Origin of the sequence: Alicyclobacillus acidoterrestris (genome assembly GCF_022674245.1) — a bacterium.
Taxonomy (GTDB): domain Bacteria; phylum Bacillota; class Bacilli; order Alicyclobacillales; family Alicyclobacillaceae; genus Alicyclobacillus; species Alicyclobacillus acidoterrestris.
The window spans coordinates 1779463-1801910 of sequence record NZ_CP080467.1; the positions used below are offsets into that span (position 1 = coordinate 1779463).

Here is a 22448-nt window from a genome sequence, read left to right on the forward strand (position 1 = left end):
CGCGACGCTTACGGCCGCTCAGGACCTTCGCCTATCTGGGACTTTTGTCGGAACTTATCTGCCAGTTGAATCAACCAGATGTGGTGATATGGCTCTTGGTAGAGCACTGGTTCAATTCTCCGGTCCCCCGGGCCAATCTTGTACATCCAGACCGTCGCTTGCTGACGAATGCCTTCGTGCATGCGGATACCGAGGTGAATGGAATCGCGGTATCCGTTTTTGTACACAATCACGCCCAATTGTCCATGTAGCTCTGCGACCATTGGACGGTACCGCGGGTTGCGAAAGACTGGCGCGTTGAACCAGGGCGTGTAGCCATTCGCATCTGTGCGCAACCGCTGTTCGGTCTCAATGACGACGACTTCCGCGTTCGAGATTGGCTGGCGAGATCTGCCGTCAATGACGCGCACGCGCAATTCGGCGGTCTTCCTCTGTGTGTACCCCCAACTTGCTGGGCCGTGCGGTGCTCTTCCGGATCCCTGGCCAATTGACGATGAATTGTTATTGCTTGCCGATCCGGCGCCCGGCGGCGTAGTGCTATTTTGCCCGCCTGTGGCGCCCGGTGGTGTGGTGCTGTTTTGCCCACCCGCGGCGGGCGGGCGGCCTGTGCTGTTGTTCGCTGGCTGTGTCGGCGCTTGACCGTTCGCCGCGTTGTCCGTGCCATTCCCAATCGTCGCAATGGCGCCTGTGAGGCGATGTGCGGACGGATGTGGATTTGCCGGTATGGAAATCGCCACCAACGCTGCCGCAAAGCCGCAGAGAAGTACCGTTTTCATGGAAGGAAAGCGTTTCATCGGCTGTGACTCCTAACTTACTGAATTCTGTATAACGAGCGATTTACATAGTAAAACTGCAAAATCTGCAGAAAGGTTTGCCCTCGTTCTGCCCAGTATTGTGATCCCCATTGCGCCATTTTTTGTGCGTTGCGGTACTGCCAGTTCGGATCATTCTCAATACCCGCGCGATAATTTAACTCGATAATTTCGCCTCCAGAGTCGGCGTAGGCCTGGTTCTGAATCGCATCGAATGCCGCGTTTGTCGTCGGTTGTGCAGATAGATAACGAAAGTGTTGGAAATTTGTCGTGTTGTCCACGTCGAAGGTGAATCCATCAATGGTCACCGGGTGAAGATGGTGGTACCAAGCGAACATTTTGATGGCCATGGCGCCGGCCTTCAGCGATTCGGGGTTCCACGATGGAAACCACTCATTCGGCAAAACGTCCTCACAGTACTCTAGGAACGGGACGGATTGGACGTAGATGATGCGCCCACGCGGATCCGGCTCTCCGCTTGGGTTGTTTTCTCGAATCGCCACGCGCATCACGGACGGTATGCTTGTATTCCAAATGGTCTGTTGTTGCGCTTTCGCCTGTGGCATCGCGCCGACCGTCAGCGCCGCGACGGATGTACCTGCGACACTGAGTGCTATTGCTACTTTCGCTGTACGGGTAGACACGTCTTTTCCCTCGCTTTGCTGGGAATTTTGATGTTACTTTACCCAGTGCGTCTCCACTCATACATTTTGGTTTGAAGATGTGACATTGAATTTTGCAAACGGTAGAATGAGTGCAAACGTCGCGAAATGAGGTGCCGTGTCATGCAGAAACTCAATCTTACAGGTAGTGCAAAACACCAGACGGATGATCAGATGAAAGGCCTCTCCGCAGTCTTTGTCGACGGGGATGAGGTGTTTGTAGATAACGGCGCAATTCACGCCAAAAGTAGACTCGAAGTCGGAATCAAGTTTGTGTCTTCCTTAGAAGAAGTTCCGAATCCAAGGCACATTGAAGGAATTTGGATCACGCTCAAACGCCAGGCAAACGGCCTGGGCTATACGGGGGCTATGCCATTTGAATTATGGATTGACTCAGACAGCAAGTTGGGGTACAAAAAACTGTCGGATCATGTGAATCAAATGGATAAAGCGGTTCGTGGCAACGTCGATTTATCGAGACTGTCAAAGGAAGCGGTCGTGAAGGCCGGGCAGTTTTTACAAACAGTTCGGGCCGATTTGTGGGAAAATGCGACAGACGCGTTTCGCGCCGCGTTTTCTCAGGCCGAAGACTAGGAGGCAACGGAGTTTTTGAATCAGAACGAAACACCGCTATTTGATACCTTACTTCATCATGCACAGCGCAAACCTGTGCAATTTCATATCCCGGGCCATAAACACGGACGCGGCATGGATGAGCGATTTCGCTCCTTTGTTGGTGAACAGGCGCTGTCTTTGGATTTAATTAACATTGCACCGCTCGACGACTTGCATCATCCAACCGGTGCGATTAAACGCGCACAGGACTTGGCTGCACAGGCGTTTGGTGCGGATTATACATTCTTTTCGGTACAGGGGACGAGCACGGCCATCATGGCGATGGTGTTGTCCACGGTTGGCCCCGGGGATAAAATTCTCGTGCCGCGAAACGTTCACAAGTCGGTGCTGACGGCCATTATTTTGGCTGACGCGCGGCCGGTTTTTCTGCTTCCGGAGCTAGATCACGAGTTCGGCATTTCGCACGGCCTATCTGTGGAGGTCGTCGCAAATGCACTGGTCGAGCACCCAGACGCGCGGGCGCTGGTGGTCATTAATCCCACCTACTTTGGGATTGCGGCGGATCTTGAGCGCATTGTCGAGGTGGCACACAGCTATGGCGTGCCGGTGCTCGTGGACGAGGCCCACGGGGTTCACACGGGCTTTCATGGGGCACTGCCGCTGTCTGCGATGCAAGCAGGCGCCGATATGGCAGCGACCAGTGTGCATAAGTTGGGTGGGTCGATGACCGGATCGAGCATCTTGAACGTGCGTGAAGGCATGATTGACCCGCGTCACGTGCAGGTTGTGATGAGTATGCTGATGACGACATCGACGTCTTATCTGCTGCTAGCTTCGCTGGACGTGGCGCGCAAGGAACTCGCTGAGCACGGACAGGAGCGCATCGCGGCGGCAATCGATTTGGCGTTGCAGGCGCGAGATCGTATCAATGACATCCCAGGCTTGCATTGTCTAGACGAGTCACGCCTCAACAGTTCTGCGGCGTTCGCGCTCGATCCGACGAAGTTGACCGTCTCTGTCAAAGACCTTGGGGTCACAGGCTACGATGTCGAACGAATGCTGCGCGAGAATTACAATATTGAGGTCGAATTGAGCGACTTGTATAACATTCTCTGCATCATCTCCTGGGGGGATGAGCAGTCGGATATCGACGCTTTGGTCGAGGCGCTGACGGAAATTGCGAAGACGTACGAAGAGCGCCATGGCAAACGCGAGGTTGTCGTGCAACTACCGTCGATGCCGACGCTCAAAATGTCGCCGCGGGCGGCGTTTTACGCCAAGACCGAAGTCGTTCCCCTGCAAGAGGCGGTCGGCCGCACGATGGCGGAGATGGTGATGGTGTACCCACCGGGCATCCCAATTTTGTTGCCAGGAGAGGTCATCACGCAGGATAATATTGACTATATCGAGGCGAACTTGCGGGCTGGTCTACCTGTCCAAGGGCCGGATGACCCAGAAATCCGCATGATTAAAGTGGTTAAAAGCGACACTTAGGAGGGGTAGCGATGACGGAGTTACACGTGGGCGACGCCGCACCAAGTTTTTCTACCATCGACCAAGATGGAAACACGGTTACGCTTGAAGGGCTGCGCGGACAAGTTGTGGTGCTTTATTTCTATCCAAAAGACGACACGCCTGGCTGCACGAAAGAGGCCTGCGCGTTTCGCGATTTGAATGCGGCATTTGCGGAAGCTGGCGCTGTCATTTACGGCGTCTCACGTGATACGGCCAAATCACATACCAAGTTTCGCGAGAAATACGGGCTGAATTTTCCGCTACTCGCCGACGAAAACAGCGAGCTGTGCGAGGCATACGGCGTGTTGAAGGAAAAGAATATGTACGGCAAAAAAAGCATTGGCATTGAGCGCACGACGTTCATCATCGACCGCGAGGGCAACATCGCGGCGGTTTTCCCAAAAGTGAAGGTAGATGGGCACGTGGACGAGGTATTAGCCAAAGTTCGCGAGTTGGTTTGATAGGGTCTGGATGCACTGACGTGCATACGCGCGTATAATAGGAGGAGAAAGGGGAGTGACGAGATGATTACGCTCACGGAAAGTGCGGCAGACAAGCTGCGTGAGATGATCGAATCGCAGGGACCCGAAGAGGATGCGCTTCGCTTGTACACGAAGCTAGGCGGTTGCACAGGCTATAGTTACGGGATGGCACTGGACGCTGAGAAACCGGATGATCATGTGTTCTCCATTCACGGTGTCAAAGTCGTGATTGATTCGGAAAGCCTCGAACTACTCGATGGTTCGGAGGTCGATTATATCGATGATTTGACCGGACAGGGCTTTAAAATTAACAATCCGAATGCGACCTCCATGTGTGGGTGCGGATCGAGTTTCCGCACGGCTACGAAGGCGGGTCAACCCGGATCTTGTGACTGAACAAATCTGTCGTACAAGAAGGGCCTGTGGGCGAATCGCCCCCGGGCCCTTCTTGTATCTGGTATGGAGCGATGATTCGTGTTTGAGAAAGTCTTAAAAGACCCTGTGCACGATGAGATTCTATTTGACGACCCGCTTTTGTGGAAGTTGGTCAACACATCGGCCGTTCAGCGGCTTCGGCGCATTCGGCAATTGGGCACATCCTATATGACCTATCACGGCGCGGAGCACACGCGCTTTGCGCACTCCCTTGGCGCGTATGAAACGATGCGTCGGGTACTGATTCACCTCGAACGCGAGTGTGGTTGGCCGAACGAACACCGGCATCGGCAACTCGCGCTCGCGGCCGCGCTGCTTCATGATTTGGGACATGGCCCATTCTCGCATACGTTTGAATCGATTCTCGGCGTCCATCACGAGTTGTGGACACACCGCATTATGTTGGAAGACGAACAACTGCGAACGGTTCTCGATTCGGTGGATTCGATGTTTGCGAAAGATTTGGTCTCCATTTTAAAGAAGGACGGCCGGTTTCCGGCGATTGAAGCCCTCGTGTCCAGTCAGTTGGATGTCGACAGGATGGATTATATGTTGCGGGATGCGCTGTCGACAGGTGTGTCGTATGGGCAGTTTGAGTTAGCCCGTCTGATTCGCTCGCTGACGGTGCGAGATGACCATGTCTACGTGAAACGGCAATCCCTGCATACGGTGGAGCAATATTTGCTCGCGCGGTATTTTATGTATGTGCAGGTGTATCTGCACCCTGTGACGGTCGGGAGCGACGTATTAGTGGAAAATATTTTACGGCGCGCCAGAGACCTGGTGAGCGAGGGAATTTCGATTGAAATCCCGGGGGCGTTGCTCGCGGTTTTAAATGGCAAAGATGTATCTGTCGACACATATCTACAACTAGACGAATCTGTACTGTTGTATGCGTTTCACCAATGGTCCCGTTCCGATGACACCATCTTGGCGGATTTGGCTGACCGCTTCTTAACGCGCAGACTGTTTGCACCGATTGTGCGGGACGAGCCATCCGTGAGCGAGTGGGCATCGCTGCGCACCATGGCGAAGGCGATGGGATTCCCCCCTGACTATTACGTCACAGAACGCGTGTCTACGATACCGGGATACGAGGTGTTAGGGCAGGGGCTGACCTTGTTGGATGACTTTGACGGCTACTCGGACTTGAGTCAAGTGTCGAAACTGATTCGAACACTTGTCCCAAGTCAAGAACACCGGTTGTTTTTACCAAAGGAAATGTTGGAGAGCGATAATGAATCGCTGTCAAAGCGGGTTCATTCCATCGTGTTTTTGCGACCCTGAGGCTTTTTCCGCCGAAACCAGAACCAGACCACGGCGGCTACTAAGATCAGCGCACCAGCGTATGTAAGGGGTTTTAGTTTCTCGTCAATGACATCCCAATGTGCATGTAATTGGAAGCCTGCATAGGTCATGGCAAAGTTCCATGGAAGCGAACCCAATGCGGAGAACACGAGAAAGCGCCAGACAGACATGCTCGCAAAACCGGCTGGCAGCGAGACAAAGGTGCGAACGGCTGGCACCATTCGACCGAAGAATACCGTGAGTTCACCGAAGCGGCTAAACCAGGTTTCCGCGCGCTGCAGGTGCTCAGGGCTGAGCAGGACGTAGCGTCCATACCGCAGAATCAGTGGGCGTCCGCCGTAACGGCCGATGGCGTAGGCAATGAGTCCGCCTAGCACGTTGGCAACCGTGCCAATGACGATGACCCACCAGAAATTCAAGGTGCCTTGCGCCGCCATAAACCCGCCGAACGACATGATGACTTCGGACGGGATTGGAATGCAGATGCTCTCAATCAACATCAGAAGAAAGATGGCTGTATTTCCGTAATGGGAGATCAGCACACTAAGGCCGGACAAGTTGAATCCTCCGTTTCCTGGATATCCTAGTAACCAGACTTGGTTATCGTACCGCATCTTTCGGAAAAAGTGAACGTTTGGCCCAGGGACGCCTTCGACAAGAATTGACGTTGACAAGGGTTTCGATTATCCCCAAAATGATGAGGATGGCTTGGAGAATTTAATGTCAGCACGCTCCACGTCTTGAGGCTGACGCAGAAAGTTGAGGGTTAATGCATGTCCCTGCTTCACGGTATTTTGAATGTCGTGTACGTGTTCATGCAGATTTTCACCGGGGCCATTGGCGTCTATCAGATTATCATGTCTGTATTTGGTATTTGGCACCGGCGAGAAAAGGTGATTCACGGTCCTAAAAAACGCTTTGCCGTCGTCATCCCTGGACACAACGAAGAGCGGGTTGTCGGTCCGCTCATTGACAGTCTGAAGGCACAGGAATACCCGGCTGAATTGTTCGACGTGCATTTGATTGCAGACAACTGCACAGATCACACGGCGGACGTCGGGCGCCTCCACGGTGCGATTGTGCATGAACGGACGGACAAGGAGAAGCGGGGTAAGGGTTTCGCAATAGAATGGATCTTGGAGAAATTCCAGGCATCCCACAAAAACTATGATGCGATTGTCATGTTTGATGCGGACAACCTGGTCGACCCTTCGTTCTTGACCATCATGAACGACAAATTATGCCGCGGTCACAAGGTGATTCAGGGGTACTTAGGGGTGAAAAACCCGTTTGATTCCTGGGTCAGCGTCTCGATGGCTATCTCTTATTGGTTCAGTAACCGCATGTGGCAAAAGGCTCGACAGAATTTGCGTCTGTCGTGTTCGCTAGGTGGCACTGGCCTGTGTATTGATTACAATTTGTTGCAAGAGATGGGCTGGGAAGCGACTGGCTTGACCGAAGACCTAGAATTTGGCGTTCGCTGTGTCGAGCGCGGTGTCGTACCGATTTGGGCGCATGATGCCAAGGTGTACGACGAGAAACCCACCGATATCCTGTCGTCTTTTCGACAACGCCTGCGTTGGATGCAGGGTCACTTCCATTGTGCGCGGTACCATATGGTTCCCTTGCTTAAACAGGGAATTCGAGAGCGCAACATGGTGAAGCTCGACGCCGGCATTTATTTGTTTCAACCTGCACGGTTTTTGATTCTGTTTTTGACGTCATTGATGATGCTGTTACAGATTTCCACGCCAAAGGATACCGTGATGAGCCACATCACGAATCTTTTGCCAACGGACTTCTGGGTAGGCGTCAACGTCTTTATGTACTTGCAGATGCCATTGGCGTTGTTGTTGGAACGAGTCAACTGGCGCGCGTACTTCGGTTTGGCAATTTTACCATTGTTTTTGTGGACATGGGGCCCTGTAACATTACAGGCGTTTTTCACCAAGGCCAACCGCAAGTGGTCGCACACTGTGCATAAACGGGCTATTCGGCTGGATCAAATCCGCAGTCGATAATCCCATCGGGGCGACTTCGGTACGCTTGGGAGAGGGACGCACCACACGTCGTGGTGCGTCTCTTTTTTATTTTTGCTCGTTGTTGGCCTCTGCTGCACCAATGCGCGCGAGCGCTTCGGTCATGGCCATGCCAGGGGTTATGCCGAGCGCTTCGGCGGCCTGTGTGCAACTTTCTACCTCTCCGTCAAGCAATTCCTGCATCGTTTTCACACCAACCGCGCGAGCCGCGATGATGCCTCTGTCCGCCAGTGTTTCGCGAAGCAGGGTAATATCTAGGGCGCCGCACATGATATAACCGACATGATTGCTGACCACGAGCAAATTGGTCTTGGGCAACGCCACGTGGGTGGCTGTGAAGTGATATCCCTGTACCTCAATGGGTGTAATGTTCACCATGTGTATTCCTCCTTCGCATTCTGCTGTAACGTATTCAGTGCAATGCGTCGCCGTTTCCCGTTTAGCAAGTGTTTTGCACCTGTTCCAATGCGAGAGATGTGGTACCATAAGCCTGTTGCAAAATTTCACGAAGTTTGAACAAAAGGGAGGAACCGAATTTGAGTTCGCGTATTCAAGTGATCCAAGAACTGTGCGACGTGCACGGCATTTCAGGTTATGAGTCGAATGTGCGAAAGGTGTATGAGAAGTTGTTAGCGCCACTGTCAGACCGCATCGAGCGCGACAACATGGGCGGCATCGTCGGCGTCAAAGAAGGCGATGCTAACGGCCCACGGGTGCTTATCGCGGGGCACCTGGACGAAATCGGGATGATGGTCACGAGTGTGACGGATGAGGGCTTCCTCAAGTTCCAAACGGTCGGCGGCTGGTGGTCGCAAGTGATGTTGTCGCAGCGTGTCGTCGTTCAGACGCGCAAGGGGGACATCATTGGCGTGACCGGATCGAAACCGCCCCACATCCTGCCGGCGGAGGAGCGTAAAAAGGTCGTTGAAATAAAGGATATGTTCGTCGACATCGGGGCGTTTAGCCGCGAGGAGGCGGAAGCGATGGGCGTTCGTCCAGGCGATGCAATTGTCCCCTGGAGTCCATTCACACAGATGGGCAATTCCAAGATGTTCGTCGCGAAAGCGCTCGACAACCGGCTAGGCTGTGCCACTGCTGTCGAAGTCTTGCGGGAACTGCAAGGGACACAGCATCCGAACATCCTGTTTGCAGGCGCGACAGCCCAGGAAGAGGTTGGTCTGCGTGGTGCCCGGACATTGATTCATCGCGTGCAGCCCGACATCGCGATCGCCCTCGACGTTGGGATTGCTGGGGATACACCGGGTATTCCAACCGACGAACGGGCGCACTTGGCGGACGTCGGAAAAGGCCCGCTGTTGATGCTATTTGACGGTTCGATGATTCCGAACAACCGGTTCCGCGATTTCGTGTTGGATACTGCGAGCGATGCCAAGATTCCGGTGCAGTACGAGACGCTGAGCGGCGGCGGCACGGACGCAGGGGCGTTCCACCTACATGCCTCTGGTGTACCGAGTGTTGCCATTGGCCTGGCTACCCGATACATACACAGTCACAACGCCATTTTCCACGAGGATGATTTTGAACACGGCGTGCAGTTGCTTACCGAGTTAGTCAAGCGTTTGGACAGTACAGTAGTCAAGGATATTCAACAATGGTAAAGTGATTGTGGATAAAAGGGCGCCCGTGAGGCGCCCGCCCTATCGGGGAGGGCAACACATTCATGTCAAATGTCCCGCACTTTGTGCATGGTCTATGGAGCAATTCGCCGCTGATGGCTGCACTCTGTGCTATTTTAATCACGCAATTCCTCAAGACGCCGATTCATTTTGCGCGCACGCGTCTATGGGATGCCCACAAAATGATCGATGCAGGGGGTATGCCGAGTTCACACGCTGCGGGCGTCGTGGCACTCGCCGCAGCGCTCTGGTTTGTCGTTGGACCACAGTCGCCAGTGTTCGCGACTGCAGTCGTGTTTGCCGCCATTGTCCTGTACGATGCAGGGGGAATTCGCAGGCACGCGGGCGAACACGCGACGTTGCTCAACCGCATCGCCATGGAGTTTGCACAGCGTCAAAGTCAGGAACCTGCAGCCACTGAACAGACGGAAGGCGAGCAGTTGAAAGAAATTCTCGGGCACGAGCCGATGGAGATTTTTGTTGGCGGCTTGATTGGCCTCGCCATTGGCGTCGGTTTTGGTAAGTGGTGGTGACGTGAATGCGTGAACAGATGAAGCCATGGCCAAAAGCCTTTGGGTTTCACACGGATGAGGACAAGGCGCGAGCACGGCCACATTCTGTGCTCGTCTTTCCTGTGCTCTTTCACAATGTGGTCTGGGTGCATCATTCGCAACGCGGGTGGGAGGTACCAGGGGGGAAGCTGGAGTCCGGTGAGGACGTTTTGAGCGCCGTGCGCCGCGAGTCGTACGAGGAGGCGGGGCTCACCTTGGGCCACATCACTTGGGTTGCAGAATATCAGATTCTCGTCGAGGGACAAGCCGTTCCAAAATGGGTGTATTTGGCTGACGTCATCGACGTCCAAGCGCGGCCCACGTGGTCCGAGATCGACGACGTGCGCCTGTTTCATCCAAACCTGAGCCCAGATATGGCCAAGGTGTTCGACTACATAAGCCCCATCATGAAGGACATCGTCTACGAACGCGTTTGGCCTATAGTGGCCCGCGCGGCGAGGATAGGGAGTGTCGAGGAAGCATGTTTATAACCGCTGCACACAAGGAGCAAATTCGGAGTTGGTTAGATGGACTCGATGAGCGCACGCGTTGGATGCTTGCGCTTCGCCAGCGAGAAGACGCTTGGGAAGAGGACTTGACGTGGCGGCTGGCCGCCGAGCGCGCCCTACATACGAGTGTCGAATACGCGACAGATATTGCATCGCTCATTATCGACGCGCTCGTCATGCGTGACCCCGGCGGGTATGCGGATATTTTAAAAGTGCTCGTCGAGGAAGACGTATTGCCAGCGCAGTGGTTCGACGACATCAGTGGTATTTTTGATTTGAGAGCTCGTTTCATTCGCGATCACGCCAACGTCAAGCCACAAGAAGTACGGCAGGCGGTTGCGGGGTATGCGCCCTTGTTTCCGCCGTTTGCTGAGCACATCCGCCGCTATGTTCAGCTGTGATGAAATCGTGTATGACTAATTGGATGAACGTCGGTCCCCGCGACCGGCGTGAAAATCTCGACTTCGCAGTTGCGTTTTACGCCAAATTTGAGCGCAGTCGAGCGGCTATCGACAAGGACGTCGATGTGGTGGCCGCGAATTGCGCCACCCGTATCTTCGGCGACTCGCCAGCCCACGCCTTCAATGTGTAGGAGCGACCCATAGGGAATCACGTGTGGGTCGACTGCTACGGTTCTGTCGGTCGATGCAAATGTTCCCGTAGCCGTAATTCCGTATCCAGGTTCTCCAGGTGATTTGCCTGTCGACTGCCGATCCAAATTGTATGCCGTAAGCAAGAATGTGGATCTCGTCGGACGGTATTGATCTAAGTCGTATGCCTTGCCATCCACGACAACCGCCCGCTCTGCGAAAGTCAGATTTCGTTGTGTTTGAGCGGATGCCACGTGCCCAGGGACATCTACCAGGGTCGCCGTAAGGAATGTGAATGCAAACCAAAACTGACGTGTAAATCCCTTCTGTATATCCATATCTCTACAATTGCCTGATTGGATGACGCCATACGTACCAATTTGTGGAAATATGAAACTTGTGTGGCAGTTTGCTGTACCAAAAATCCCCGTTACGATTTTAAAGAAAACTTGTTATACTTCTACTTGACTTGTTTAACCGTTATGCGATTTTATTAAACTTATGCAGATACTCTCTTTGGCCTCTCTAATATTTTCCATACATGCTTGATACGCTGTTAGATAGGTCTGATGATGGTTTTAAGGGAAAGAGGGGAAAATTGTGTCGAAAGTGCTCGAATCGACAGACTTACAGAATGTACTTGAAGTGAAAGACTTGCAGATTGAGTTTAAGGTCGATGAACAATACTACAAGGCCGTTCAAGGTGTAAACTTTCACATCGCGCCAGGTGAGACCTTGGGTCTTGTCGGCGAATCCGGCTGTGGTAAGAGTGTTACGTCGATGTCCGTCATGCGTTTGTTGAAGGACCCAACCAAGGTAAGCGGCCAGATTATGTATCAGGGACGCGATTTGCTGAAATTGACAGAAAATCAGATGCGTCAGGTTCGAGGCAACGAGATTGGCATGATTTTTCAGGAGCCGATGACTTCGCTCAATCCCGTTCACAAAATTGGCCGACAAATCGGAGAAACGCTGCTTTTGCACCGTGGTATGAGCGCGAGCCGCGCACGTAAAGAATCGATTGAAATGCTGAAACGTGTCGGAATTCCGCGAGCGGAGCAGATTGTTGACGAGTATCCTCACCAACTGTCCGGTGGTATGCGTCAACGTGTGATGATTGCCATCGCGATGGCGTGTAACCCGTCGCTGCTCATTGCGGACGAGCCGACAACAGCGCTCGACGTGACGATTCAGGCGCAGATTCTAGAATTGATGAAGCAGTTGGCCAAAGAAAATGGCACGTCGATTCTGCTCATCACACACGACTTGGGTGTCGTGGCTGAGACCTGTGACCGCGTTGCCGTCATGTACGCTGGCCGAATTGTCGAAGAAGGTCCAGTTCGCAAGATCTTTAAAAATCCACAGCACCCGTACACGCGGGGACTGCTCAACTCGATTCCGAAGTTGACGGGCGAACGCAAGCGCCTTGAGCCGATTGAAGGCAACGTGCCATCGCTTCGCAACATGCCCGACGGTTGCCGGTTTGCACCACGCTGTCCGTTCGCGATGGACAAGTGTGTGGCGCACAACCCAGACCTGTTTGAGGTTGAAGATGGTCACCGGTCGCGTTGTTTCTTACAAGAGGGGGGTCAATAATGGCGCAGGGAACACCACTTTTGGAAGTCCAGGGATTAAAGAAGTACTTCCCGATTAAACGAGGCGTGTTCCGCCACACGGTCGGACACGTACGCGCCGTCGACGGCGTGGATTTCACGCTGCGGGCAGGCGAGACGCTGGGTGTCGTCGGAGAGTCCGGTTGCGGAAAGTCGACGATGGGGCGCAGTGTTCTTCGCTTGATTGAACCGTCCGCAGGCAATGTGATATTTGAGGGCAAAGACGTTACGAAGTTGTCTAAGTCGCAGATGCGGGCAATGCGTCGCGAGATGCAATTGGTGTTCCAAGATCCGTACGCGTCGTTAAACCCACGTAACACGATTGCACAGACGTTGATGGAGCCAATGCAGATTCACAACATTGGCACTCGTTCCAGTCAGATGGAGCGCGTTCGTTCCTTGCTCGACCGGGTTGGATTGGATCCAGAATACGCGAATCGCTATCCACACGAATTTTCTGGTGGTCAGCGCCAGCGTATTGGGATTGCGCGAGCTTTGACACTGAATCCAAAGCTCATCATCCTCGACGAGCCTGTCGCCGCACTGGACGTCTCGGTGCAAAGCCAGGTGCTGAACTTGCTGGATGACTTGCAAGAGGATTTTAACCTGACTTATATCTTCGTCGCGCACGATTTGAGTGTGGTTCGCCACATCAGTGACCGCATCATGGTTATGTATCTTGGAAACATGGCGGAGTCTGCCGACAGTGATGAACTGTTTATCGATCCGCTTCATCCATACACACAGGCGCTTTTGTCGGCTGTCCCGATTCCTGACCCAGACGCAAAGCGCGAACGCATTATTCTGCAGGGTGATTTGCCGAGTCCCGCGAATCCGCCGAGCGGCTGCCCGTTCCACACGCGCTGTCCGATGGCGATGGACGTCTGCAAGCGAGAAAAGCCAGTTTGGAAGGAAGTCAAGCCAAATCACCAAGTGGCCTGCCACCTATACTAAACAGAGTTTATCTCGGTGGGCGTAGGTACCAGGGTAAAGGGAGGTAACATTATGTCGACAAATGTAGGTGCAGTGGTACAGGCACCGACGAAGGCTCGAACAGGAAAGTTTAAGAAATCACTGAAGCGTTATCCGCTCGTTTATCTCGGGGCGCTCATTATCGTCATTATGGCGCTATTAGCAATTCTTGCGCCGTGGATTTCACCGCACAGCCCAATTGCGACGTTCAACAACGCGCTTAGCGAGCAAGGCATTCCGGTAGGGCCTTCGCGAGAATTCCTCTTAGGAGCTGACGGCAACGGCCGCGACGTGCTCTCTCGCGTGCTGTGGGGCGGACGAATTTCGCTTTTGATTGGTTTATTGTCCATGATTATCAACTTGGTCGTAGGTACTGTTTTAGGACTCATCGCCGGCGTGTTTGGCGGTTGGGTGGACGCGCTGGTCATGCGTATTACGGATACCGTGCTCGCCTTTCCGTTCTTGCTGTTCGCTTTGGCGCTCGTCGCAATCCTCGGTTCAAGTCTTTGGAACATCTTGTTGACCATCGGTATTCTCGGTTGGGGCGTCATGGCCCGCGTCGTCCGCGGACAAGTGCTGCAGGTGCGCGAGCTTGAGTATGTGCAAGCCGCAAGGGCACTGGGTGCAACAGAGTGGCGCATTATGTTCCGCATCGTTCTGCCGAACGTCTTCGGTCCAGTGATTGTCTTGTCGACGTTGCAAGTGGGCGCGAACATCTTGGCAGCTGCAGGTCTGAGTTACTTGGGCATGGGCATTCAGCCGCCAACACCAGACTGGGGTGGTATGATTCAAGATGGTTTGACCACGTACACCTATGCGCCATGGGAAATGTACAGCGCAGGTATTGCACTGGTTATCACGGTCGTCGGGTTTAACATGCTGGGAGACGGACTCCGCGATATTCTTGATCCACAGTCCGCGACCCGTCAATAAGGTAGGAAGGAGGCGTCCACGTGGGTGCATATATTATTCGCCGCATCGGGCAAGCGATTATCGTGCTCATCGGTATTTCCATTATCGCATTTTTGCTGCTCTACGCAGTTCCTGCAGACCCAGCTCGAATTATTGCGGGTCCGCACGCAACGCCGGATGTGGTGAATCAAATCCGCATCAATCTCGGTTTAAACCTCCCAATCTGGGAACAGTATTTGAAGTACATGGGCAACTTGCTGCATGGTAACTTGGGAACGTCCTATATCTTCCATACGTCCGTTATGTCGCAAATCAGTAGCCGCATGGGCCCAACCGCCGAGTTGGCGCTGGGTTGTTGGATTATGGAGCTCATCATCGGGATTCCGCTTGGCATTTACACGGCGCGCCACGCGAACAAAGTTCGCGACGTCGTGATTAGCGCCTTGGCCCTGATTGGGATTTCGCTTCCGGTTTACTGGCTGGGATTGCTCTTACTGTTTGCCTTCGGCTTTAAGATTCAAATTTTTCCGCTCGGTGGAACTGGCGGTATCTACTACTTGATTCTTCCGTCCATCACGTATGGAATCACGGGTGCCGCGTACTACATGCGTCTGCTGAAGTCCACGATGTTGGACGTCATGAACCAAGACTATGTTCGTACGGCGCGCGCCAAGGGTGCTAGTGAACGACGTGTCATTTATCGCCACGTGCTGCGTAACGCACTGATTCCAGTGATCACGTTTGCGGGTATTGACATTGGTACCTTGCTTGCCGGTGTCGTGCTTATCGAGGAGACATTCAACTGGAACGGTATGGGTATGTTGGCTTATCAGGCGATTGGTAACCAGGACATCCCCGTCATCATGGGTACGGTGCTCTTGCTTGCCGTATTCGTGGTCTTGTTCAACTTGATAGTCGATATCGTATATGGATTTGTCGATCCGCGCATCCGCTACGACTGACACATTTCGACAGCACCAAAACCGAGCCAACTTGGCTCGGTTTTTTTATTTTTTTCTCCTTTATTAAACCTGAATAAAAAGAATCGACAAAAGTGACAGATTTCTACGAAAAAATACTTGAGTAGCAAACATACTTAATTTATAATTTAACCAGTTCTGATGATTGTAATCTTCGGTCATTTTTCCTAGTATGCGTATGATATCTACGAAACTTGGATGACAATCACAGAGGGTTGCACAGGACACGATATAGAAATGGGGGAAATGTGATGTCATTGTCATGGAAGAAGGGGCTCGGCACAGTGGCTTCCATCGGGATGATTGGGGCACTGTTGGCTGGCTGCGGCACAAACAGCACCTCGCCAGCGAGCAGCAATGGAACGAATGCCGGTGGCACATCGTCGGACAGTTCGAAACCAGTCGAGGGTGGCTCCATTACACTAGATAGCACCCAGGCTGTACCTGATTTAGATCCGGCAGTGGCGTTTGATACCACATCTGCTGAAGTAGATGAAGCTGTCTATCAACAATTGGTCACTTACGACAAGGGTAGCTATAATATCGTCGGAAGTTTGGCTAAGAACTGGGAAGTATCCCAGGACGGCAAGACATATACGTTCCACTTGCGGGATGACGTGAAATACTCGAACGGCGACCCGATGGTTGCATCCGACTTTGTCTTCGAGCTGCAGCGCCTGCTCGACAAGAAAATGCAGCCGAAACCATCCCCAGGCAGCCAATTCTTCCTGGACATCGAAGGCGCACAAGCCTATTACGACGGTCAAGCGAAGACCATCAGCGGCGTGAAGACGCCGGACGACCACACGCTCGTCATCACGTTGGTCAAACCAGAGCAGTTCTTCCTCAAGATTCTCGCCATGCCGTTCCTCTCGGCTGTGGACCCGAAATTTGTGAAACAGGTCGGCAACGCCAAGCTGGATACCAGTGAAGCGATGGGTACGGGACCGTTTGAGGTGCAAACCAATAACCAGAACGAAGTCGTGTTGGTCCGTAACCCGAATTACTGGCAAAAGGACAGTGACGGAAACAAGCTTCCCTATCTCGACAAAGTCACCATTAACGTCAACAACAACGAGCAGGTCGATGCATTGCACTGGGAGCAAGGACAGACTGCGTTTATGAGTCCGTGGCTGATGGGTGGAGATGGTATCCCGCCTTCCGCGTACCCGACCATCATGACCAAGTATAAGAGTGATGTCCTGAAACAACCTCAGAACTCGATTTACTATATCGGATTGAACATGAAACCGACGCTCGATGGGAAGCCCAACCCGCTGAGTAACCTCAAGGTTCGTCAGGCCATTGAGTACGCGACGGACGACAGCCAGTTTATCAAAATCAATAACGGCGCCGTCGAAGGACTCAACCAACCGCTTCCGAACACGATGGACGGTTACGTCAAAAACCTTGATCCGAGCGCGACCTATAAGTATGACGTCAGCAAGGCGAAGGAGCTCATGAAAGAAGCAGGGTATGCCAACGGGTTTACGGCGGAATATTGGAACGAAAACAATCCGACGGACAAGAAGGATGACCAAGCTTTCCAATCTATGTTGAGCCAAATCGGTATCAAGCTTGACATCCACGAAGTGACCTGGAAAGACTTCCTGACAAAGGCGATGTCCGGTACAGCGCAAATGTACTGGTCTGGCTGGCAGCAGGACTTCCCAGACGCTTCGGACTTCTTGAACACCTTGTTCAACTCTAACCAGATTGAGCCTGGTAACAACATGAACAACTACTCCAACCCACAGGTCGACCAATGGTTGAACGAGGCGGAGTACTCGACAGATTCGCAGCAACGCGACGAACTGTACGCGAAGGTCATCAACAAGGTGATGTCCGACGCCGCTTGGGTACCGACCATTCAGAACGTCGGCTACTACACGATTCAACCTTGGGTACATGGCTTCTACACTAGCCCAGTCATGTATGACCCATTCGGCACCATCTGGGTCGACCCAGGTCACAACAGCTAATCTCTCGCAACAAAGTGATAAAGTATCACAAAAGTCGGCTCCCGCTTTGCGGGGCCGGCTTTCACGTTGGTCGCATACAAAGCGTGATTTGGTGCTACATTAACTTTACCACCAATACATGAGCCATTAGCTCAGCCGGTAGAGCACCTGACTTTTAATCAGGGTGTCCCGCGTTCGAGTCGCGGATGGCTCATTCCGCAATTCCATCATCATTCATAGTTGACATGAAGCCCACCCATCTTGTATATTATCTATTGCAGTCTTTGATTGCCTGTTTTGCGGAAGTGGCTCAGGGGTAGAGCATCGCCTTGCCAAGGCGAGGGTCGCGGGTTCGAATCCCGTCTTCCGCTCCATACACGTCGTGCTACATGCACGACGCCACCGCGGAGAGGTGGTCGAGTGGTTTAAGGCAGCGGTCTTGAAAACCGCCGTGTTCGCAAGGGCACCGTGGGTTCGAATCCCACCCTCTCCGCCATAAAACGTTGAAAAGACGCGGTTTTTGAGCAGTGCTCATGAACGTCGTCTTTTTGTTCTTTCCACACACTTCTACCATTTTTCTACCCTTCGTGTCCAAAAATGGTTTTTCTGGTACTTGGTACTAAGTCAATAGGGTGGACACATCAAACAGATAATATCTGAAAATTTCGTATCGTTATGTTCGTTCCTGTTAACTAGCGATTTCAATCAATGATTGTTGGTACATGGATTGGAATTGAGCGGGCGTTTGATATCCAATCGATGAATGAATACGTACGTGGTTATACCAAAGCTCATTTTCGCTCGTTTACGAGTTTTATACGTCTCCAAATGTATCAGCTCACGCTTAATAACACTGTGGAAAGACTCAATACAGGCATTGTCGTAACAGTTTCCTTTACGGCTCATGCTACCTATCATCTTGTATCCTTTCAGTTTGGCCTGGTATTCTTTTGATGCATACTGGTTGCCGCGGTCTGAGTGGTGCAAAACACCTTCACCCGGTTTTTCCCGTTGATACGCCTGCTCCAACGCATCGATGACAAGTTCCTTAGTCATCCGTGAATTAGCTTTCCAGCCGACGATTTTTCGTGTATAAAGATCCATGATGCTAGCCACATAAAGCCATCCTTCGTTTGTCCAAACGTAGGTGATATCTGACATCCAAACCTGGTTCGGGCGCTCCGCCTTAAACGTCTGGTTGAGTATGTTGTCATCCACAGGCTGGTTGTGTTTTGAGTTGGTCGTCGCCTTATATTTACGCACCGTACGGCTTTTCAGCCCACTCTCCCGCATAATACGAGCCACCGTTTTCTGTCCAACTCGCACGCCTTCTTCACGCAGCATTCGGGTAATCTTTGGGCTTCCATATAAACGTCGAGAGGATAGCAAGATTTCATGAATACGCCGGGTGAGCTTTCGTCGGCGTTGTTTACGCTTACTGTCAGGACGCTTCAGCCACGCATAGTACCCGCTTCGATAAACCTGTAGTACTTTGCACATCCTCTGAACCGAAAAGTCGAAGCGGTGATCGTAGATGAATTGATACCTTACTTCTGGTCCTTGCTGAAGATGCGCAGCACTTTTTTTAAAATCTCGTTTTCTCTTTCAGTTCACGGTTCTCTCGCTCTAAATCGCGCGCTGCTTGGGCATCTGGTTTCAGATTCCCAGAGCCAACAAATGGATGCTTAGGGTCGTTCTTATACCGAGCAATCCATCCATAAAGTGTCTTCTCCGAAATTTCCAAATCCCGTGCAACCTGAGACGCAACCTTCCCCTCCTCCAAAACTAATTTCACCGTATTCAACTTAAAATCCGCATCATACTTATTTGCCAATATAGACACCTCAAATCGATTTACTTATTTTCACATTCTCGATTTGCTGTGTCCACTGTTAAAGCCTAGCACCACACTTCCGCAGCCGGGAGAACAGTGCATGGGCGGCCATGCCACGGCGGCGTTCGGCTACGACGATGCGCGTGGGGTGCTGGAGGTTCGGAACAGCTGGGGTGAAGAGAGGGGCGATAAGGGTAACTTCTACCTCCCCTATAATTCATCGAGAACAAGGGCCTTTTGATTTCCGCACGCGCCTACACGCTTTAAGAACGACCCACTGAAAGGGGGTGAGAAGGCATGTATGCAGGCATCGACTGCGCCATCTGTTAACATCGGCTGTAAAATCCCCAATAACAGCGGAATACGATTCCCCAAAAATAACGGATTAAATTCCCCAAAATCATCGGGATAAATTCCCCACCCTTTGTCGAATTTACGGCATCGTTCACATCGTTGTGGGAGGTGCCACGATGACGGAGAGTGAGAAAATGGAAGTTAGAAGGATGTATCAGGAAGGCGTGAGTATCTCTGAACTCTCTCGAAGAACTGGACATGACCGTAAGACGATTCGAAAGGTGGTCCAAGAGCAGGAGGATGGAAAGAAGCCTTTATCTGGGACCAAACGAAAAGGCAGTAAGTTGGAATCCTATAAGCCGTATGTAGAACAGCGGATGCGTTTTGGCGTACTAAACGCGGAGAGGATTTTACGAGAGATTCGGGAGCAGGGATACACTGGTGGGATCACGGTTCTTCGTGAGTTTATGCACCCGCTTCGCCCCGTTGTCTCTGCCAAGGCAACGAGGCGGTTCGAAACGGGTCCCGGTGAGCAGGCCCAAATCGATTTAGGCGCGTTCCCGTATATCGACACCGAGGGGAATCGGCGCACACTGTGGTGTTTTGCTATGGTTCTATCCTACTCCCGGATGCTCTATTTGGAGTTTATCAAAGCGTCAGACCAGCTGCATATCCTACAAGCACTGCGGAATGCGCTTGAATTTTTTGAAGGGGTGCCAAAGACCATTCTCAGTGACAACTGTGCACCGCTCGTTCTGTCCAACGACGGACATGGACACGTGGACTGGCAACCGGTTTATTTGGATTTCGCCAAGTATTACGGGTTTGTTCCTAAGGCCTGCAAACCCTATCGTAGCCGTACGAAAGGAAAAATTGAGCGACCCATTCGCTATATCCGCGACAGCTTTTGGCCGACCGCGTTTGTGGACCTGGCAGAGGTCAATTAGCAAGCAGTCATATGGCGAGATACCGTTGTCAACGTGCGCATCCATGGGACAACCCATGAGCGGCCGCAGTTTCGGTTCCCCGACGAAAACCTGCAGCGGCTGCCGGAACATCGGTATCTATTGGCGTATAGTGCATTGCGTAAGGTCCTCAACGACTGTCGAATCTCATGGAATGCCAGCCTGTATTCTGGCCGTGGCAGTACGTGGGGAAAAACGTTCTAGTCCGCGCGTTTGAAACGGGCCGTCTGCAAATTGAATATGGCGGTCCACTAGCGTTGCATTAAATTTTTTAGGGTTTGTCAAGAGGGATGGCTAATTAAAACCGCATAGAAAGATTCGAATGTTCAAGATGTTGTAACCCCAAAAACATAAAAAATCCTTAGAATAGAAGGAACAGGTTGCCCTGTCCAAATCTAATCTAAGGAACACTCATGGACAAGGATACCACGAAATCCACATTGGCGGAATATCTTTCTCCACTGAATCCAGTGGAAATGTTGCGTGAGATTAAAACACTTGGTCTGGATAGGTACACGAAGAAACTTGATTCCATCACGTTTCTCCAATTGCTTGTGTTTGCCCAGTTGCAGCAAATCGACTCCTTAACCAGTATGAGTGCCTTGTTGAACGAGAATCGTCAACTACAGGCCGAACTTGGTCTCGAGTCGATCAGCACATCACAGTTGTCCCGTAAGTTGAGACAGATGGACACGAAGTTTCCATCGTCCGTTTTCCAACGATGTGTTGCGCAAATTGTCCGTACTGCCGGGACTAAAAAGGCCACACAGGCATTAAAGCGGATGAACTTGGTTGACGCTTCGACCATCACGATGTGTGTCTCTCAATATCCGTGGGCAGAATTTAGGCAGACAAAAGCAGGCGTGAAACTGCACCTGCGCCTCGTATTTGAGAATGACCTGACGTATCCGGATAAGGAGATTCTGACTCCCGTCAAACCAGCGGATAGGACTCAAATGGCCAATCTGGTGGTCAATGAGCCGGATGCACTCAACGTATTCGACCGTGGTTACGTCGATTATCAGAAATTTGACGAGTATATCCTGAATGGAACACGCTTTGTCACACGACTTCGGGATAATGCCAGCATCATGGAAGTTTATGAAGAGAGACCTGTGGCACCAGATTCACCCGTTATTCGGGATGCAGTCATACGGCTGGGTTCGAAATTCCGGAATATGGTTCATCCAACGCGCTGGCTCGAAGTACTGGACAGTGATGGACGAAGAATCATTATACTGACAAACGATTTAACGATGGATGCAACAGAGATCTGTGATTTGTATAGGAATCGTTGGCAGATCGAACTCTTCTTCAAATGGATTAAGCAACACCTGCATGTAAAGAAATTCTATGGGAAGAGTGAAAATGCGGTCTACAACCAATTGCGCATTGCATTGATTACCTTCTGTTTACTCGTGTTGCTGCGGTTGAGGGTAAGACATCCGGGAAGGCTGCTCGATATCTACAAATGTGTACGATGGCATTGGTCAGAGCCCTTCACAGAGTTCCGGTGTTATTTAAGCCGGCCACCCACAAGAGCGTCAACTGGGCGAAAGAAGGTGAAGACAGAAGAAATCTTCGCAATGACGCTACAGCAGTACATAGACGAAGAGATTGAGCACTTAGAGAGTATGGTGTACGACCCAATTGAATATCCAAAATGTGGGATTTGAGCAACTTGTTAAGGGAGCAATGGCTTTTTAGTCCATCTACGCCAAAACAAAAGATCTGAATATTCTGTTCTATATCGTAGAGAGACGAATTGCCACGCTTGACATTTGCAAACGAGTTTAATGCA

The 22448-nt window shown here is 51.9% G+C and carries 22 protein-coding genes, 3 tRNA genes and 1 pseudogene; 20 read left to right on the plus strand and 6 right to left on the minus strand.

The window, feature by feature from the left end:
- Positions 1–8: 8 nt before the first annotated feature.
- Positions 9–794, minus strand: a complete 786-nt coding sequence (locus K1I37_RS08215) for a hypothetical protein (RefSeq protein WP_021295844.1) — start codon at positions 792–794, stop codon at positions 9–11.
- Between the two features lie 17 nt (positions 795–811).
- On the minus strand, positions 812–1456 hold the full coding sequence (locus tag K1I37_RS08220) for a SpoIID/LytB domain-containing protein (protein WP_021295843.1): 645 nt from the start codon (positions 1454–1456) through the stop codon (positions 812–814).
- 141 nt (positions 1457–1597) lie between these two features.
- Here K1I37_RS08220 and K1I37_RS08225 point away from each other — a divergent pair, with 141 nt between their 5' ends.
- From K1I37_RS08225 to K1I37_RS08245, 5 genes are all read left to right on the plus strand, one after another.
- Complete coding sequence (locus K1I37_RS08225; protein WP_021295842.1) at positions 1598–2068, plus strand: YwhD family protein; 471 nt, start codon at positions 1598–1600, stop codon at positions 2066–2068.
- 15 nt (positions 2069–2083) lie between these two features.
- Positions 2084–3544: an aminotransferase class I/II-fold pyridoxal phosphate-dependent enzyme gene (locus K1I37_RS08230; protein ID WP_021295841.1), complete on the plus strand. Its 1461-nt coding sequence runs from the start codon at positions 2084–2086 to the stop codon at positions 3542–3544.
- Between the two features lie 11 nt (positions 3545–3555).
- Positions 3556–4026, plus strand: a complete 471-nt coding sequence (bcp, locus tag K1I37_RS08235; RefSeq protein WP_021295840.1) for a thioredoxin-dependent thiol peroxidase — start codon at positions 3556–3558, stop codon at positions 4024–4026.
- Positions 4027–4089: 63 nt separating this feature from the next.
- Positions 4090–4443 carry a HesB/IscA family protein gene (locus tag K1I37_RS08240; protein WP_021295839.1) on the plus strand — a complete coding sequence of 118 codons (354 nt, stop codon included), beginning with the start codon at positions 4090–4092 and terminating at the stop codon, positions 4441–4443.
- Positions 4444–4521: 78 nt separating this feature from the next.
- Positions 4522–5769: an HD domain-containing protein gene (locus tag K1I37_RS08245; protein WP_021295838.1), complete on the plus strand. Its 1248-nt coding sequence runs from the start codon at positions 4522–4524 to the stop codon at positions 5767–5769.
- Here the strand turns inward: K1I37_RS08245 and K1I37_RS08250 are convergent.
- On the minus strand, positions 5742–6464 hold the full coding sequence (locus tag K1I37_RS08250; protein WP_236026458.1) for a DedA family protein: 723 nt from the start codon (positions 6462–6464) through the stop codon (positions 5742–5744). The genes K1I37_RS08245 and K1I37_RS08250 overlap by 28 nt on opposite strands.
- Positions 6465–6563: 99 nt before the next feature.
- Here K1I37_RS08250 and K1I37_RS08255 point away from each other — a divergent pair, with 99 nt between their 5' ends.
- The gene (locus K1I37_RS08255; RefSeq protein WP_021295836.1) at positions 6564–7811 is read left to right on the plus strand and encodes a glycosyltransferase family 2 protein; all 1248 of its coding nucleotides are present in this window, start codon (positions 6564–6566) and stop codon (positions 7809–7811) included.
- A 66-nt stretch (positions 7812–7877) separates the two neighbouring features.
- Here K1I37_RS08255 and K1I37_RS08260 read toward each other — a convergent pair whose 3' ends face one another.
- Positions 7878–8207 (minus strand): YunC family protein, encoded by a 330-nt coding sequence (locus K1I37_RS08260; protein WP_021295835.1) that lies wholly within the window; start codon positions 8205–8207, stop codon positions 7878–7880.
- 158 nt (positions 8208–8365) lie between these two features.
- Here K1I37_RS08260 and K1I37_RS08265 point away from each other — a divergent pair, with 158 nt between their 5' ends.
- From K1I37_RS08265 to K1I37_RS08280, 4 genes are all read left to right on the plus strand, one after another.
- The gene (locus K1I37_RS08265) at positions 8366–9448 is read left to right on the plus strand and encodes a M42 family metallopeptidase (RefSeq protein ID WP_021295834.1); all 1083 of its coding nucleotides are present in this window, start codon (positions 8366–8368) and stop codon (positions 9446–9448) included.
- Between the two features lie 62 nt (positions 9449–9510).
- Positions 9511–9999, plus strand: coding sequence for a divergent PAP2 family protein (locus K1I37_RS08270; RefSeq protein WP_021295833.1), 489 nt, complete (start codon positions 9511–9513; stop codon positions 9997–9999).
- 5 nt (positions 10000–10004) lie between these two features.
- Positions 10005–10508: an NUDIX domain-containing protein gene (locus K1I37_RS08275; protein ID WP_021295832.1), complete on the plus strand. Its 504-nt coding sequence runs from the start codon at positions 10005–10007 to the stop codon at positions 10506–10508.
- On the plus strand, positions 10499–10927 hold the full coding sequence (locus K1I37_RS08280) for a DUF86 domain-containing protein (RefSeq protein ID WP_021295831.1): 429 nt from the start codon (positions 10499–10501) through the stop codon (positions 10925–10927). Before K1I37_RS08275 ends, K1I37_RS08280 begins: the two co-directional genes overlap by 10 nt.
- On the opposite strand, the gene K1I37_RS08285 is transcribed toward K1I37_RS08280, so the two are convergent.
- Positions 10918–11454, minus strand: coding sequence for a 3D domain-containing protein (locus K1I37_RS08285; RefSeq protein WP_021295830.1), 537 nt, complete (start codon positions 11452–11454; stop codon positions 10918–10920). The genes K1I37_RS08280 and K1I37_RS08285 overlap by 10 nt on opposite strands.
- 262 nt (positions 11455–11716) lie before the next feature.
- On the opposite strand from K1I37_RS08285, the gene K1I37_RS08290 reads away from it, so the two are divergent.
- The 8 genes from K1I37_RS08290 to K1I37_RS08325 all read left to right on the plus strand — a co-directional run bounded on the left by K1I37_RS08290 (position 11717) and on the right by K1I37_RS08325 (position 18050).
- Positions 11717–12712: an ABC transporter ATP-binding protein gene (locus K1I37_RS08290; protein ID WP_021295829.1), complete on the plus strand. Its 996-nt coding sequence runs from the start codon at positions 11717–11719 to the stop codon at positions 12710–12712.
- On the plus strand, positions 12712–13683 hold the full coding sequence (locus tag K1I37_RS08295) for an ABC transporter ATP-binding protein (RefSeq protein WP_021295828.1): 972 nt from the start codon (positions 12712–12714) through the stop codon (positions 13681–13683). Before K1I37_RS08290 ends, K1I37_RS08295 begins: the two co-directional genes overlap by 1 nt.
- 51 nt (positions 13684–13734) lie before the next feature.
- Positions 13735–14634 carry an ABC transporter permease gene (locus K1I37_RS08300; protein ID WP_021295827.1) on the plus strand — a complete coding sequence of 300 codons (900 nt, stop codon included), beginning with the start codon at positions 13735–13737 and terminating at the stop codon, positions 14632–14634.
- A gap of 20 nt (positions 14635–14654) precedes the next feature.
- Positions 14655–15575 carry an ABC transporter permease gene (locus tag K1I37_RS08305; protein ID WP_021295826.1) on the plus strand — a complete coding sequence of 307 codons (921 nt, stop codon included), beginning with the start codon at positions 14655–14657 and terminating at the stop codon, positions 15573–15575.
- A 269-nt stretch (positions 15576–15844) separates the two neighbouring features.
- Positions 15845–17575, plus strand: coding sequence for an ABC transporter substrate-binding protein (locus tag K1I37_RS08310; protein ID WP_021295825.1), 1731 nt, complete (start codon positions 15845–15847; stop codon positions 17573–17575).
- A 120-nt stretch (positions 17576–17695) separates the two neighbouring features.
- Positions 17696–17768 (plus strand) — tRNA-Lys (locus K1I37_RS08315).
- A gap of 85 nt (positions 17769–17853) precedes the next feature.
- Positions 17854–17928: transfer RNA gene (locus tag K1I37_RS08320), tRNA-Gly, on the plus strand.
- A 32-nt stretch (positions 17929–17960) separates the two neighbouring features.
- A tRNA-Ser gene (locus K1I37_RS08325) sits at positions 17961–18050 on the plus strand.
- A gap of 192 nt (positions 18051–18242) precedes the next feature.
- On the opposite strand, the pseudogene K1I37_RS08330 reads toward K1I37_RS08325, so the two are convergent.
- A pseudogene (locus K1I37_RS08330) lies at positions 18243–19388 on the minus strand (IS3 family transposase).
- Positions 19389–19858: 470 nt separating this feature from the next.
- On the opposite strand from K1I37_RS08330, the gene istA reads away from it, so the two are divergent.
- The gene (istA, locus tag K1I37_RS08335) at positions 19859–20629 is read left to right on the plus strand and encodes an IS21 family transposase (protein ID WP_021295822.1); all 771 of its coding nucleotides are present in this window, start codon (positions 19859–19861) and stop codon (positions 20627–20629) included.
- A gap of 431 nt (positions 20630–21060) precedes the next feature.
- A complete protein-coding gene (locus tag K1I37_RS08340) occupies positions 21061–22323 on the plus strand; it encodes an IS4 family transposase (RefSeq protein WP_021295821.1) in 1263 nt (420 codons plus the stop codon).
- Positions 22324–22448 lie beyond the last annotated feature (125 nt).